At 69.5% G+C, this 15,936-nt stretch carries 1 protein-coding gene; it reads left to right on the top strand.

What is annotated here, in order from left to right; translation table 11 throughout:
* Positions 1-15,936 (top strand): amino acid adenylation domain-containing protein (locus ACWDU1_RS16350; protein WP_449999283.1); only part of this gene is annotated, 15,936 nt, incomplete at both ends.

The raw sequence follows: 15,936 nt of genomic DNA, 5'->3' as shown, positions 1-15,936 counted from the left end.
CTGGCGCAGCCGCAGGTGAGTCAGGCGGCGGTGACGGTGTCGGGTTCGCAGCTGGGTGAGCAGCTGGTGGCCTACGTCGTCCCCGCCCCGGGGCAGCAGATCGCGCAGGCCGTCGTGCTGGATGCCGTGCGCTCGGTGCTGCCGACCTATATGGTGCCGGCCGCGGTCGTCGTGCTGGACGCGTTCCCGCTCAACACCTCCGGAAAGCTCGACCGTAAAGCCTTGCCGGAGCCGTTGTTCGAGGCCCGCGAGTTCCGGGCGCTGTCGACTCCGGTCGAGGAGATCGTCGCGGGCGTGTTCGCCGATGTACTCGGTGTGGAACGTGTCGGCGCCGACGACGACTTCTTCGCATTGGGTGGCAACTCACTGGTCGCCACGCAGGTCGCCGCCCGTATCGGACAGGCGCTGGATATCCAGGTGCCGGTGCGGGTCGTCTTCGAGTCCTCCACCGTGGCCGCGCTGGCGGCCGCCGCGGAGACGGCTACCGGCCGGGCCGGTATGCCGGTGCTGGCGCCGCACCCGCGTCCCGAGCGAGTGCCGTTGTCGCTGGCCCAGCAGCGGATGTGGTTCCTCAACCGGTTCGACGGCGCCTCGGCGACATACAACATCCCGTTCGCCATCCGGCTCACCGGCGACCTCGATCTGGATGCCCTGCGGGCGGCCTTCGCGGATCTGGTGGAACGGCACGAAGTACTGCGGACCGTGTACCCCGAGGTGGACGGTGTCGGCTATCAGCAGGTCCTACCGGCCGCCGACGTGGTGTTCGACATCGACCCCGAACCGGTCACCGCGGCGGATCTCCCGGCCCGGATCGCGGAATTGGCATCGGTGTTCTTCGACGTCACGGCCGAACCCGCGTTCCGGACGACACTGCTGCAGCTTGCCGAGGACAGCTATATCTTCGTCTTCGTCGCGCATCACATCAGCGCCGACGGATTCTCGCCGCGCCCGCTGCTGCGCGATCTCGTCGTCGCCTACAGCGGCCGCCGCAGCGATGTGGCGCCGGCCTGGGCGCCGCTGGCGGTGCAGTACGCCGATTACACGCTGTGGCAGCGCGCGGTGCTGGGCGCGGAGGACGATCCCGGCTCGCTGGCCGCGCAGCAGGTCGCCTACTGGGTGGACAACCTCCGGGATCTGCCCGATCAGCTCGATCTGCCCACCGATCGCCCCCGGCCGGATATCGCCTCCAACGCCGGTGCCGTACACAACTTCTCCGTGGACTCGGCACTGCGTGTCGAGCTGGAGCAGCTGGCGCGTTCGCGGGGCACCACGCTGTTCATGCTCATGCATGCCGTACTCGCCGCCTGGTCGAGCCGGATGGCGGCCACCGGCGATATCGCCATCGGCACTCCGATCGCGGGCCGCGGCGAACGTGAACTCGACGATCTGGTCGGCATGTTCGTCAACACGCTGGTGCTGCGTACCGAGGTCGCCCCGGCGCAGCCGTTCAGCGAGTTGCTCGCCCAGGCGCGCCGTACCGACCTGGCCGCTTTCTCTCATGCCGATATCCCGTTCGAGCGGCTGGTCGACATCCTGAATCCGCGCCGCTCGCAGGCACATCACCCGCTGTTCCAGGTGGCGCTGGTGTTCGAGGCCGCGACGATGTCGGATATGCACTCGGTGACCCTGCCGGGGCTCGAGCTCGACATCGTCGACTTCGACCCGGGTCTGGCGAAATTCGACCTGCAGCTGACCGTCGGGACCGAAGGTGTCGCGGACGGCAGGATGGCCATGCAGTGGTCGTATGCCACCGATCTGTTCGATCCGGAGACCGTCTCCGAATTCGCCGACCGGCTGGTGCGCATCCTGCGCGCGGTCGTGGCGAATCCGGATATCGCCGTGGGCGATATCGATCTGCTCGCCGAATCGGAACGCGCCGATGTGGTGCGGCATTGGACGGCCGTCGGCCCCGATTCCGCGCCGGGTGTCTTCAGCGTCGACGGCCGGGCCGTCGATCGTCCGGAAACCGCCACTATGGCGAGTCTTTTCGACGTCGCCGCCGACGAGAACGCGCGGCGCACGGCCGTGAAGTCCGGGGAGGATCGACTCACCTACGCCGAACTGGATCGCCGGGCCAATGTGCTGGCACGGCGGTTGATCGCCGAGGGCGCCGGGCCGGAGAAGCTGGTCGCGGTGCTGCTGCCGCGTTCGCTGGACCTCGTGGTCGCGTTGCTCGCGGTGATCAAGTCGGGCGCCGGCTATGTTCCGGTGGATCCGGACTCCCCGGCGGAACGCCTCCAGTACATCCTGAGCGATGCGCGCCCGGCGACCGTCGTACTGGACTCCCGCATGCAGCTCGAGCTCCCGGCCGGGATCTCGCGGGTGGCGGTGGACGGTTTCGCGGTGGAAGCCGGCGATATCGAGGACGCCGACGACGGCCCGATCACCGACGCCGACCGGCTCGCGCCGCTGCGGCCGGACAACATCGCCTACGTCATCTACACGTCCGGCTCCACCGGCCGCCCCAAGGGCGTCGCGGTCCCGCACCGGAACGTGGTGCGGCTGCTCGCCAACAGCGAACGCGAATTCGGGTTCGGGCCCGAGGACGTCTGGACGCTGTTCCACTCCTACGCCTTCGACTTCTCGGTCTGGGAACTGTGGGGTTCGCTGTTGTTCGGCGGCACCCTGGTGGTCGTCGACTACTACGTCTCCCGGTCGCCGCACCAGTTCCTGGAATTGCTGCGGGACGAGTGCGTCACCGTGCTGAACCAGACGCCGTCGGCGTTCTATCAGCTGGCCGAGGCGGACCGCACCACCACCGACGACCGCCCGCTTTCGTTGCGCTATGTGGTCTTCGGCGGCGAGGCCCTGGAACTTCGCCGGCTCGGCGACTGGATCGAACGGCACGGCGACGGGACCGCCGGGCGCACCCATATGGCCGGTGACCGGGAGGTCGCGTCGCCGCGGCTGGTGAACATGTACGGCATCACCGAGACCACGGTCCACGTGACCCATCGCGGCCTCGACGCCGCCACCATCGCCGGGGCGGCGGGCAGTGTCGTGGGCCGCGCGCTGGCCGGGCTGAAGGTCTACGTGCTGGACGACCGTCTCCGGCCGGCACCCGTGGGTGTCTCCGGTGAGCTGTACGTCTCCGGTGTGCAGCTGGCCCGTGGCTATCTGGGCCGGCCGGACCTGTCCGCGGCGCGTTTCGTCGCGGACCCGCTCGGCGAACCCGGCGAGCGTCTCTACCGTTCCGGCGACCTCGCCCGCTGGAACCGCCACGGCGAGCTCGAATATCTCGGTCGCGCCGACGATCAGGTGAAGGTGCGCGGTTTCCGGATCGAACTCGGCGAGATCGAGGCGGCGGTACTCGCGCAGCCGGGCGTGACGCAGGCCGCGGTCATCGTCCGCGAGGACAAGCCCGGCGATCACCGCATCGTCGGCTATGTGGTCGCCGAGGGCGGGGCCGAACCCGATCCGGAGGTGATTCGCGAAGGCGCGGCCCAGCGACTGCCGGGCTATATGGTGCCGTCCGCACTCGTCGCGCTGGAACGCATTCCGCTGACCATCAACGGAAAGCTCGATCGCCGCGCGTTGCCCGCGCCGGTATTCGAAACGGCGGGCTCGCGGGTTGTCTCGACTCCGTTCGAGGAGATCGTGGCCGGGGTCTTCGCGGAGTTGCTCGGTACCGAGGGTGTGGGCGCCGACGACGATTTCTTCGCGCTCGGCGGCAACTCGCTGATCGCGACCCAGGTCGTGGCACGCATCGGCGCCGCGCTCGACACCGAGGTACCGGTGCGGATGCTGTTCGAGGCCTCCACCGTGGCCACCCTGGCGGCCCGGGTGGAGCAGCAGGCCGGCGCCGGAGGGCGCCCGGTACTCGCGGCCCGGACCCGGCCCGAGCATCCGCCGCTGTCGCTGGCACAGCAGCGGATGTGGTTCCTGAACCGGTTCGAACCGGAGTCGGCGGTGGACAACATCCCCGTCGCGTTCCGGTTGCGCGGCGCCCTCGACGTGCCCGCGCTGATCGAGGCGGTCGGCGATGTGATCGCCAGGCACGAATCGCTGCGGACGGTGTACCCGTCGCGCGACGGTGTGGGGTATCAGCTGGTGCTGACGCCGGCCGAGGCGATGCCGGAGGTGGAGATCACCGAAGGCGGGTCCGACGGCATCCTCGGTGCCGAACTGCTCTCCTCGATCGCGGAATTCGTCTGCCGCGGCTTCGATCTGACCGTCGACGCGCCGGTGCGGATGCGGGTCTATCGCCTGAGCGAGGACGACCATGTCCTGGTCGGAGTGGTGCACCATATCGCGGCCGACGGGTTCTCGATGCGCCCGCTGAGCCGGGACCTGATGCTGGCCTACGCGGCGCGCAGTACCGGTGAGGTGCCGGACCGGGCGCCGATGCCCGTCCAGTACATCGACTACGCGATCTGGCAGCGTGACCTGCTCGGCTCCGAGGAAGACCCGGCCTCGCTGGCTTCCCGGCAGCTCGACTTCTGGCGCGCGGAGCTGGACGGGCTGCCCGACGAGCTCCGGTTGTCCACGCGGACCCGGCCGGCGGTGGCCAGTGAACGGGCGGCCACCCACCGGTTCACGGTTCCCGCGCCGTTGGTCGCCGAACTGAACGAACTCGCCAAGGCGCAGGGCACGACCCTGTTCATGGTGGTGCACAGCAGTTTCGCCGCGCTGCTCGCCCGGCTCAGCGGAACCAGCGATATCGCCATCGGAATCCCGATCGCCGGCCGTGGCGAACGCGTGCTCGACGATATGGTCGGCATGTTCGTCAACACCCTGGTGCTGCGGACCCAGGTGGACACCGCCGCGGCGTTCACGGATCTGCTGGCCCATGTGCGCGATCGCGACCTGCATGCGTTCGCGCATGCCGATGTGCCGTTCGAGCGGCTGGTCGAGGTCCTGAACCCGGTGCGGTCGCAGTCGCGTCAGCCGTTGTTCCAGGTGATGCTCGCCTTCCAGAACCTCGGCGAATCGCAACTGGAACTGCCCGGTCTGACAATGTCGGACCTGGCGCTGGACGCTCCGACCACGAAATACGATCTGTCGCTGACGGTGAGCGATTCGCCGGACGGCTCCGGTATGGACGCCGAACTCGTCTATGCCACGGATCTTTTCGACGACAACTTCGCGGCCGAGTTCGGCCGGCGGCTGGTGCGGGTGCTGCGTGGCGCCACCGACCGTCCGTCGGTCGCGGTGGGCGATATCGAAATCATGGAGCGACGCGAGCGGTCGCTGGTGCTGGAGCAGTGGAACGCCACCGAGTTCGCGGTCGAAACGGCGCTGGCGGAGGTCGCGGGTAACGCCACCTCGACCCTGGTCTCGCTGTTCGAAGGGCAGGTGGCGCGCACGCCCGACGCCCCCGCGGTGATCTTCGAGGGGACGAGTCTGTCCTACGACGAGTTCGCCCGCCGGGTGCACCGGCTCGCCCGGTGGCTGCACGGGGCGGGTGTCGGACCGGAATCGTATGTCGGTCTCGGCATGCGCCGGTCGATCGATCTCGTGGTCGGTATGTACGCGGTGGTGGCCGCGGGCGGTGCGTACGTCCCGCTGGATCCCGATCAGCCCGCGGACCGCACCGAGCACATCCTCGATATCGCTCGCCCGGTCTGCGTGCTCACCTCCGGCGACGACCTGGACCCGGCGATCGAACGCCAGGTCCGGATCGACCGGCTGGATCTCTCCGGATTCTCCGACGACCCGTTGACCGACGCCGACCGGCACCGGCCGCTGCGCCCGGAGAACACGGCCTACGTGATCTTCACCTCCGGTTCGACGGGACGCCCGAAGGGTGTGGCCGTACCGCACCGGGCGATCGTGAACTGCCTGGTGTGGTCGCACGGACAGTACGGAATCGGCGCGGGCGATGTGATGCTGCAGCGCACCCCGGCCACGTTCGACGCCTCGGTGTGGGAGTTCTTCCTGCCGCTGCAGGCCGGCGCGAGCCTCGTGGTCGCCCGGCCGGACGGGCACCGGGATCCGGTGTACCTGGCCCGGCTGATGGCCGCGGAAGGGGTGACGACCGCACAGTTCGTCCCGTCGTTGCTGTCGGTGTTCCTCACCGAGACCGAGCCCGCGGACTGGGCCGGACTGCGCAATGTGTTCGTCGGTGGTGAGCTGCTCTCCGGCGATATCGCCCAGCGCCTGTGGGAGCGTTCGACCGCCCGCCTGCACAACCTGTACGGCCCGACCGAGACCACTGTCGACGCGACGCATTACGAGGTCACCGCCGCCGATACCGGCGCGGTGGCGATCGGTTCGCCGGTGTTCAACACCCGGGCCTATGTGCTCGACGAGCGGTTGCGGCCGGTTCCGGCCGGGGTGCCCGGTGAGCTGTATCTGACCGGTGCCCAGCTGGCACACGGCTATGTGGGCCGCCCGGATCTCACCACCACCCGCTTCGTCGCCAGTTCGTTCGGCGCCGGTGAGCGGATGTACCGGACCGGTGACGTGGTCCGCTGGAACCTCGACGGTGAACTGGAATATCTGGGCCGCTCGGACTTCCAGGTCAAACTGCACGGTCTGCGTATCGAACCGGGCGAGGTCGAATACGCGCTCACCGAATCGGAGTCGGTGGCACAGGCGCTCGTCGTGGTGCACAGCGACGCGCAGGTCGGCGATCAGCTGGTCGGCTATGTCGTGCCCGCGGCGGGCCGGACCGTCGAGACCGAGGAACTGCGCGCTCATCTGCGCGACCGCTTGCCCTCGTACATGGTGCCGTCGGTGTTCGTGGTGCTCGACGAGTTCCCGCTGAACGCTTCGGGCAAGCTCGATCGCCGGGCGCTGCCGGCGCCGGTGTTCCAGGCGCGGGTTTTCCGGGCGCCTTCGAATCCGGTCGAGGAGGTCGTCGCCGCGACCTACGCCGAGGTGCTCGGCGCCGAGCGCGTCGGCGCGGACGACGATTTCTTCGAGCTCGGCGGTAACTCGCTGGTCGCGACGCAGGTGGCGGCGCGGCTCGGTACCGCGCTGGGCGTGAACGTACCGGTCCGTGCCCTGTTCGAGGCGCCGACGGTGGCCGCGCTGGCCGTGCGGGTGGATCAGATCGAAGAGGACAACCGCCCGGCCCTGGTCGCGGGCCCGCGCCCGGAGCTGGTGCCGCTGTCGTACGCGCAGCAGCGGATGTGGTTCCTGAACCAGTACGACACCTCGTCGGTCGCCTACAACCTGCCGATGGCCATCCGGCTCGCCGGCGCCCTGGATGTGGCCGCCCTGCGCGCGGCGGTGTCCGATGTGCTGTGGCGGCACGAACCCTTGCGTACCCGCTACCCCGAACACGACGGTGCGCCGGTCCAGGTGATCGTGAGCGCGGCGGACGTGGCGCCGGATCTCACTCCGGTCCGGGTCGATGCGGGCGAGGTCGCCGCCGCGGTCACCGATTTCGTGGCCGCCGGGTTCGACGTCGCCGCGGCGGTACCGGTGCGGATGCGACTGTTCGAAACCGCCCCGGACGAGCATGTGCTGGTGCTGGTGATGCACCACATCGCCTCGGACGGCTTCTCGATGGCCCCGCTGGCCCGCGATGTGATGACCGCCTACGCGGCCCGGGTCCAGGGCAACGAGCCGGGCTGGGTGCCGCTGGCGGTCCAGTACGCCGATTTCGCGCTCTGGCAGCGCCGGGTCCTGGGCGCCGAGGACGATCCGGCCTCGCGGATGGCGCGCCAGACCGCGTTCTGGCAGCGGACGCTCGCGGACCTGCCCGATGAACTGTCCCTGCCGGCCGACCGGCCGCGTCCCGCCGTGGCCTCACTGCGCGGCGCGACCGTGCACAGCGAACTGACGGCCGAGCTGACCCGCACCCTGGACAGCCTGGCCCGCGCCCGCGGCGCCTCGATGTTCATGGTGCTGCACGCCGCCCTGGCGGCGCTGCTGGCACGGATGTCGGGCAGCGACGATATCGCCGTCGGTACGCCGATCGCGGGCCGTGGTGAACGCGCCCTCGACGATGTGGTCGGCATGTTCGTCAACACCCTGGTGTTGCGGACCGCAGTCCATTCGGGCGAGACCTTCGCCGAGCTGCTGGACCGGGCCAAACAGGCCGATCTCGACGCCTTCGGCCACGCGGATGTGCCGTTCGAACGGCTGGTGGACCTGCTGGCGCCGGAGCGTTCGCAGGCCCGCAACCCGCTGTTCCAGGTGGCTCTCTCCCTGGTGAACGCCAAGCAGCCGGTGCTGGACCTGGCCGGGCTGGAGGTGTCCGGGGTCGAACTCGCCGAGGACGTCGCCCGGTTCGATCTGCAATTCACCCTCGGCGAGAACGCCGCGGGCGGAATGGATCTGTCGCTGAACTACGCGACCGAACTGTTCGACGAATCGACCGCGCGGGTCCTGCTGATCCGCTGGCAGCGGCTGCTGGCCGCGGTCGCGGCCGATCCGGACGTGGTGCTGGGCGCCGTCGAGATCCTCGACGACACCGAACGCGCGGCTGCTCTCTCCCGGACCGGTGGCCCGGCCGTGCCGCCGCGCACGCTGCCCGAACTGCTGGCCGCGGCGGTGGCCGTGGACCCGGCCGCACCGGCGCTGGTCTTCGCCGGTCAGCGGTGGAACTACGGGCAGGTGGACGCGTACTCGAACCGGCTGGCGCGGGTTCTGATCGGCGCCGGACTGGGCGCCGAGGATCTGGTGGCGATCGCGGTGCCGCGGTCCTCGGATTCGGTACTGGCCGAATGGGCGGTGACCAAATCCGGTGCCGCGTTCGTCCCGGTCGATCCGACCTACCCGGCCGAGCGCATCGCCCATATGCTCACCGATTCGGGCACCCGAGTCGGTGTCACGGTGTCGCGGGTGCGGGCGGAGCTGCCGGATTCGGTCGAGTGGCTGGTCCTGGACGAGCTGGAACTCGGCGGATACTCGGCCGACCCGGTCACCGACGCGGACCGGGTGCGGCCGCTGACCCCGGCGAACGCCGCTTACATCATCTACACCTCCGGGTCCACCGGTATGCCCAAGGGCGTGGTGGTCCCGCATGCCGGTCTGGCGAACTTCGCCGCCGAGCAGGTGCAGCGCTACCGGATGAATTCCGATACCCGGACCCTGCACTTCTCCTCGCCGAGTTTCGACGCCTCCATCATGGAGTTGCTGCTGGCCATCGGTTCGGGTGGAACGCTGGTCGTGGTGCCGCCGGGCACCTACGGCGGTGAGGATCTCTACCGCTTGATCCGGGACGAACAGGTGACCCATCTGTTCATCACCCCGGCGGCGCTGGCCACCCTCGATCCGGCCGGGCTCGACAGCCTGCGGGTGCTGGCCGTCGGCGGTGAGGCGTATTCGCCCGAACTGCTGGCGAAGTGGGCCATCCCGCTGCGCGGCGCCAACGGCGCGATCCGCGCGTTCCACAATGTGTACGGCCCCACCGAGACCACCATCGTGGTCAATATCGGTGCCCCCCTGAAGCCCGGTGACGCCCTCACCATCGGCGGCCCGAACCGCGGTATCCGTTCACTGGTGCTGGACGACCGGCTGCGGCCGGTGCCCGACGGTGTCGCGGGTGAACTCTATGTATCGGGTGTGCAGGTGACCCGGGGCTATCACGACCGCCCCGCTCTCACCGCCGACCGGTTCGTCGCGAACCCGTACGCGCCGGGTGAGCGGATGTACCGCACCGGTGACGTGGTGCGGTGGGCCTCGCGCCGGCTCGGCTCCGAGGTCGAGTACCGGCTCGAATACGTGGGCCGCTCCGACTTCCAGGTGAAGGTGCGCGGTTTCCGTATCGAGCTGGGGGAGATCGACAACGCGCTCACCTCCTACGGCACCGTCGATTTCGCGGTGACGATCGGTCACGAGAGCGCCCCGGGCGCGGTATCGCTGGTGTCGTATATCGTCGCCACGACCGGGCACTCGGTCGATATCGCCGCGCTGACGGCCCATATCGAAGAGCGGCTGCCCGCCTATATGGTGCCGTCGGCCATCATGGTGCTCGACGAGATCCCGCTGACCCCCGTCGGCAAACTGGACCGGAAGGCGCTGCCGGAACCCACATTCGAGACCCGGGAGTTCCGGGCGCCCTCGACACCGGTCGAGGAGGTCGTGGCGGGGGTGCTCGCGGAGGTCCTGGACCGCGACCGTATCGGCGCGGACGACGACTTCTTCGAACTGGGCGGCAACTCCCTGCTGGCGACCCAGGTGGTCGCACGTCTCGGTGCGGCGCTGAACACCCAGGTGCCGGTGCGGATGCTGTTCGAGGCGTCGGCGGTCGGTACGCTGGCCGCCCGGCTGGAGGAGCAGGTCGGATCCGGTGGGCGCCCGCCGCTGGTGCCGCAGCAGCGGCCCACGCGGGTGCTGGACTCCGGCGAGGTCGTGACGCGGATTCCGCTGTCGCTCGCGCAGCAGCGGATGTGGTTCCTGAACTGGTTCGATTCCGGTTCCAAGGCCTACAACATCCCGATGGTGATCCGGTTGTCCGGACAGCTGGACGTCGCCGCGTTGCGGCAGGCCGTCCGCGACCTGGTCGCGCGGCACGAGGTGTTGCGCACGGTGTACCCGGAGACCGAATCCGGTCCGGTGCAGCTGATCCTGCCGGGATCGGGCGCGGTGCCGGAACTGGAGGTCCGCGCGGTGGCCGCGGACGCGGTCGAGGCCACGGTGCTCGAGCTGATGACCGTGTCCTTCGAGGTCGGCGCGCAGGTGCCGCTGCGGATCACGCTGCTGGAGGTCGACGGCGCGGCGGATGAGTACGTCCTGGCCGCGGTCGTACACCACATCGCGGGTGACGGTCTGTCGATCCAGCCGCTGACACGGGATCTGATGACCGCGTACGCGGCGCGGGCGGCGGGCGCGGCCCCGGATTGGGAGCCGCTGCCGGTCCAGTACGCCGATTACGCGATCTGGCAGCGGGAGCTGCTGGGCGACGAGAACGATCCGGGGTCGCTGGCGGCCCGGCAGATCGACTACTGGCGGTCGGCGCTGGCCGATATTCCGGATCAGCTGGATCTGCCGGCGGATCGTCCCCGCCCGGAGGAGCAGACCTTCGCCGGTGGCCGGGTGGCCGTCGAACTCGGCGCCGATATCCATGCCGGACTGTCGCGGCTGGCGCAGGAACACAGCACGACTCTGTTCATGGTGGTGCACACCGCCTGGGCCGCGTTGCTGTCGCGGTTGTCCGGTGCCGACGACATCACGGTCGGCACTCCGGTCGCCGGTCGCGGCGAGCAGGCGCTCGACGACCTGATCGGTATGTTCGTCAACACGCTGGTGCTGCGGACCCGGGTGGACCGGGGCGCGGCGTTCACCGACCTGCTCGCGCGGCAGCGCCAGGTCGACATCCAGGCCTTCGCGCACGCGGATGTGCCCTTCGAGCGCCTGGTGGAGGCGCTGAACCCGGAACGGTCGACCGCTCGGCATCCGCTGTTCCAGGTCGGGTTCACCTTCCAGAACATGGCGCAGTCCAACCTGGAGTTGCCGGGGCTGACCGTCTCGGGTGTGGACGCCGATATCGCTGTCTCGCAGTTCGATCTGAATCTCACGCTGGGCGAGGCGTACGACGCGGCCGGCTCGGGCGACGCGCGCGGTATGAGCGGGTACCTGACCTTCGCGACCGATCTTTTCGACGCGGCCACCGTGGAGACCTTCCGCGACCGCCTCGTGCTGATCCTGCGCGCGATCGCCGCGGACCCGCGGAGCGTGGTGGGCGATATCGACCTGCTCGGCGGTGACGAGCGGTCGAATGTGCTGCGGCACTGGGTGAGCACCCGGGCCGATGCCGGTCCCGGTGTGTTCACCGTCGACGGCGAAGCGGTCGACGAACCGGAAACGGCCACTCTCGCGAGTCTTTTCGATGCGGTGGTGGCGGAGCACGCACACCGCACGGCGGTGAAGTTCGAATCCGATCGGCTCACCTACGCCGAGCTCGACCGGCGCGCGAACGCGCTGGCGCGACGGTTGATCGCTACCGGAGCCGGTCCGGAAACGCTGGTGGCGGTATTGCTGCCGCGGTCGCTGGACCTGGTGGTCGCGTTGCTGGCCGTGATCAAGTCCGGCGCCGGCTACGTGCCGGTGGACCCGGACTCGCCGGCCGACCGGATCGCCTACGTGCTGGCCGATTCACGGCCGCAGGCCGTGCTGCTCGACGCCACCGTCGACGTGGAGCTGCCGGCGGAGTTGCCGCGGGTCCTGCTGGACGGTTCCGGCCCCGGGACCGGCGACGCGCCGGTCACCGACGCCGACCGGCTCAGCCCGCTGCGGCCGGACAACACGGCGTACGTCATCTACACCTCCGGTTCCACCGGCCGTCCGAAGGGCGTCGCGGTCGCGCACCGCAACGTGGTGCGGTTGTTCGCCAACACCGATCGGGAATTCGGGTTCGGGCCCGACGATGTGTGGACGCTGTTCCACTCCTACGCCTTCGACTTCTCGGTGTGGGAGCTGTGGGGCCCGCTGCTGTTCGGCGGCACCTCGGTGGTGGTGGATTACTACACCACCCGGTCGCCGGAGCAGTTCCTGGAACTGTTGCGCGCCGAACAGGTGACGGTGCTGAACCAGACGCCGTCGGCGTTCTACCAGCTGGCCGAGGCCGATCGGGGCGCGGACGCCGACGCCGCGGCGCTCGCGCTGCGGTATGTGATCTTCGGCGGTGAAGCGCTCGAACTGCGCCGGCTCACCGACTGGATCGAGCGGCACGGTGACGGAACCGCCGGGCGCACCGCGGTGGCCGGCGGCCGGGAGACCGCGTCGCCGCTGCTGGTGAACATGTACGGCATCACCGAGACCACGGTGCACGTGTCCTACCGGGCGCTCGACGCGGCGGTCGTCGCGGAGGCGGCCGGCAGTGTCATCGGCCGGGCGCTGGCCGGGCTGAAGACCTACGTCCTCGACGACCGGTTGCAGCCGGTTCCGGCCGGGGTGCCGGGTGAGCTGTATGTCTCGGGCGGGCAGCTGTCCCGCGGATATCTGGGACGCCCGGACCTGTCGGCGGCACGTTTCGTGGCCGATCCGTTCGGCGCGCCGGGCGAGCGTCTGTACCGCTCCGGTGACGTCGCGCGCTGGAACCGCTTCGGCGAACTCGAGTATCTGGGCCGTTCGGACGATCAGGTGAAGATCCGCGGTTTCCGGATCGAGCTCGGCGAGATCGAGGCGGCGGTGCTCGCGCAGCCCGGAATCGCCCAGGCGGCCGTGATCGTCCGCGAGGATCGCCCCGGCGATCAGCGGATCGTCGCCTATGTCGTCCCGGAAACCGGCGTCGCGCTCGATCCGGACGTGGTCCGCGACGGTACGGCCGGGCGGCTGCCCTCGTACATGGTTCCGTCGGCGGTCGTCGCGATGGACCGTATTCCGTTGACCATCAACGGAAAGCTGGACCGCAAGGCCCTGCCGGAACCGGTTTTCGCGGGCAGTGCGGCGTTCCGTGGGCCGCGGAATCCGGTGGAGCAGGTCATCGCCGAGGTGTTCGCCGAGGTGCTCGGTGTGGACCGGGTGGGTGCCGACGATTCGTTCTTCGCCCTCGGCGGCGACAGCATCGTCTCCATCCAGCTGGTGTCCCGGGCGAAGGCGCGCGGTGTGGTGTTCTCACCGCGGCAGGTGTTCGAACAGCGCACGGTGGCCGGGCTGGCCGCCGTCGCCCAGCAGGGCGAAGCCGCCGAGAGCGTGGTGTCGCTGCCCGAGCTCGAGGGTGGCGGGGTCGGCCGGATGCCGCTGACTTCGATCGTCCGGTTCATGGTCGAGCGTTCCGGTTCCTACGGCCGCTACCACCAGCTGACCACCCTGGGCCTGCCCGCGGGCGTGACCCGGGAGACCATCGTCGCGGTCATGGGCCCGGTGCTGGACCGGCACGATATGTTGCGGTCGCGGCTGTTCGAAGCGGACGGCGAATGGATCGTCGAGACCGCGGAACCGGGTTCGGTCGATGTGGACGCGCTGATCGACCACACCGTTTTCGACGCCTCCGCCGATGAGCGGCAGATACTCGATATCGCCCGCGCGGCCGTCGATGCCACGCTGGACCGGCTCGATCCCGGTAACGGTGTCGTAGTGCGGTTCACCTGGCTGGAACCCGATACCGCCGACCGGGCCGGATACCTGGTCGTGGTCGCGCATCACATGGTGGTCGACGGTGTCTCCTGGCGCATTCTGACGCCGGACTTCCTGCTCTCCGCCGGTGCGCACAGCGCCGGTCAGGAGCCGGAGCTGTCGGCGCCGAGCACCTCGATGCGCACGTGGGCGCACGCGATCGACGAGCACGCGCACAGCGCCGAGCGGGTCGCCGAACTGGAGTACTGGCAGACCGTCGCCGGTACCGCCGATCCGTTGCTGACCACCCGTGCGATGGACCCGCTGGTCGATACCGCCGGGTCGGTCGAGATCCATACGGTGGAGGTCTCCGCGGAGGTCACCCGGGCGCTGCTCACCACCGTGCCCGAGTTGTTCCACGGTGGGGTCAACGACGGCCTGCTCACCGCACTCGTGCTGGCCACCCTCACCTGGCGGGCGCAGCGGGCCCCCGCGGCGTCGACGGCGGATCCGCTGCTGATCCGGCTCGAGGGTCACGGCCGTGAGGAAGAGGTCGTGCCCGGAGCCGACCTGTCCCGCACGGTCGGCTGGTTCACCACGATCTACCCGGTGCGTTTCGTAGCGGCCGGGATCGACACCGCGGCCGCGCTGGCCGGGGGAGCGGCGCTGGGCGCGCTGATCAAATCGGTCAAGGAAGAGCTGATCTCGGTGCCGGACAAGGGCATCGGTTACGGTCTGCTGCGCTATATGAACCGGGAGACCGCCGGCGAACTGCCGGCCGCGCTGCCGGGCCAGGTGAGCTTCAACTACCTGGGCCGGTTCGGCGGCGCGAGCGATATCGCCCCGGGTATGCGTGATTTCGGCTGGTTGCCGACCGAGCTGGACCTGGACGCGGCGCTCGACGCCGATACTCCCGCCATGGCACCGCTGGATATCAATGCGGCGGTGGTCGGCGACAAGCTGACCGCCCGGATCGGGTACCCGACCACGCTGCTGTCGGCGGCCGAGATCGGCGAGTTCGGTGAATTGTGGTCGCGGGCGCTGGAAGCGGTCGCCCACCATGCGGCCTCGGCCGGGGCGGGCGGGCATACGCCGTCCGATTTCGGCCTGGTCGCCGTATCGCAGCCCGACGTCGACGCCATCGAGCGGCGGTTCCCGATGCCGGTCGCCGATCTGTGGCCGCTGTCGTCGATGCAGGCCGGTATGTGGTTCCACGCGCAGCTCGCCGCGGAATCGGTGGACGTATATACCGCGCAGGTGGTGCTCACGCTGACCGGGCGGGTGGACGCCGAGCGGTTGCGCGCGGCGTCGCAGGCCCTGGTGGACCGCTACGAGAATCTGCGCACCGCCTTCCTCACCGATCACGACGGCAATGCCGTGCAGGTGGTGCTGAACCGGGTGCCGGTCGAATGGATCGAGTACGACCGCAGCGCCACCGGTACCGCCGACGACCTCGTCGAAGCCGACCGATTGCGGCGTTTCGATCTGACCGAGCCGCGGTTGGTGCGGTTCATGCTGATCAAGACCGGCGCCGAGACCTGGCAGTTCGTGGTGTGCAACCACCACATCCTGCTCGACGGCTGGTCCATGCCGCTGCTGATGCGGGATCTGCTGATGCTCTACGCCGTGCACGGCGACGGCGCGGCGCTGCCGGCGGTGCGTTCCTACCGGAACTTCCTGGACTGGGTGGGCCGCCAGGATCATCGGGCCTCGCTGCGCACCTGGCAGACCGCGCTGTCCGGCCTCGACGAACCGACGCTGCTCGTGCGCGGCGACTCCGCGCACGAGATCACCACGCTGGCCGGTGAATACGTGTTCGACGTGGACGCCGAGATCACCGCGCGGCTGACCGCGCGGGCCGCCGAACTCGGCGTCACCGCCAACACCGTCCTGCAGGTCGCGTGGGCGATCCTGCTGGGCCGGCTGACCGGTCGTGATGATGTGGTGTTCGGTGCGACTGTGTCGGGTCGTCCGCCGGAGTTGTCCGGTGTGGAGTCGATGGTCGGGTTGTTCATCAACACGATTCCGGTGCGGGTGCGCTTC

It is taken from the genome of Nocardia sp. NPDC003345 (assembly GCF_053589395.1).
The sequence above is the reverse complement of the archived record's forward strand: the minus strand, read 5'-3'. Positions and strand labels throughout refer to the sequence as shown.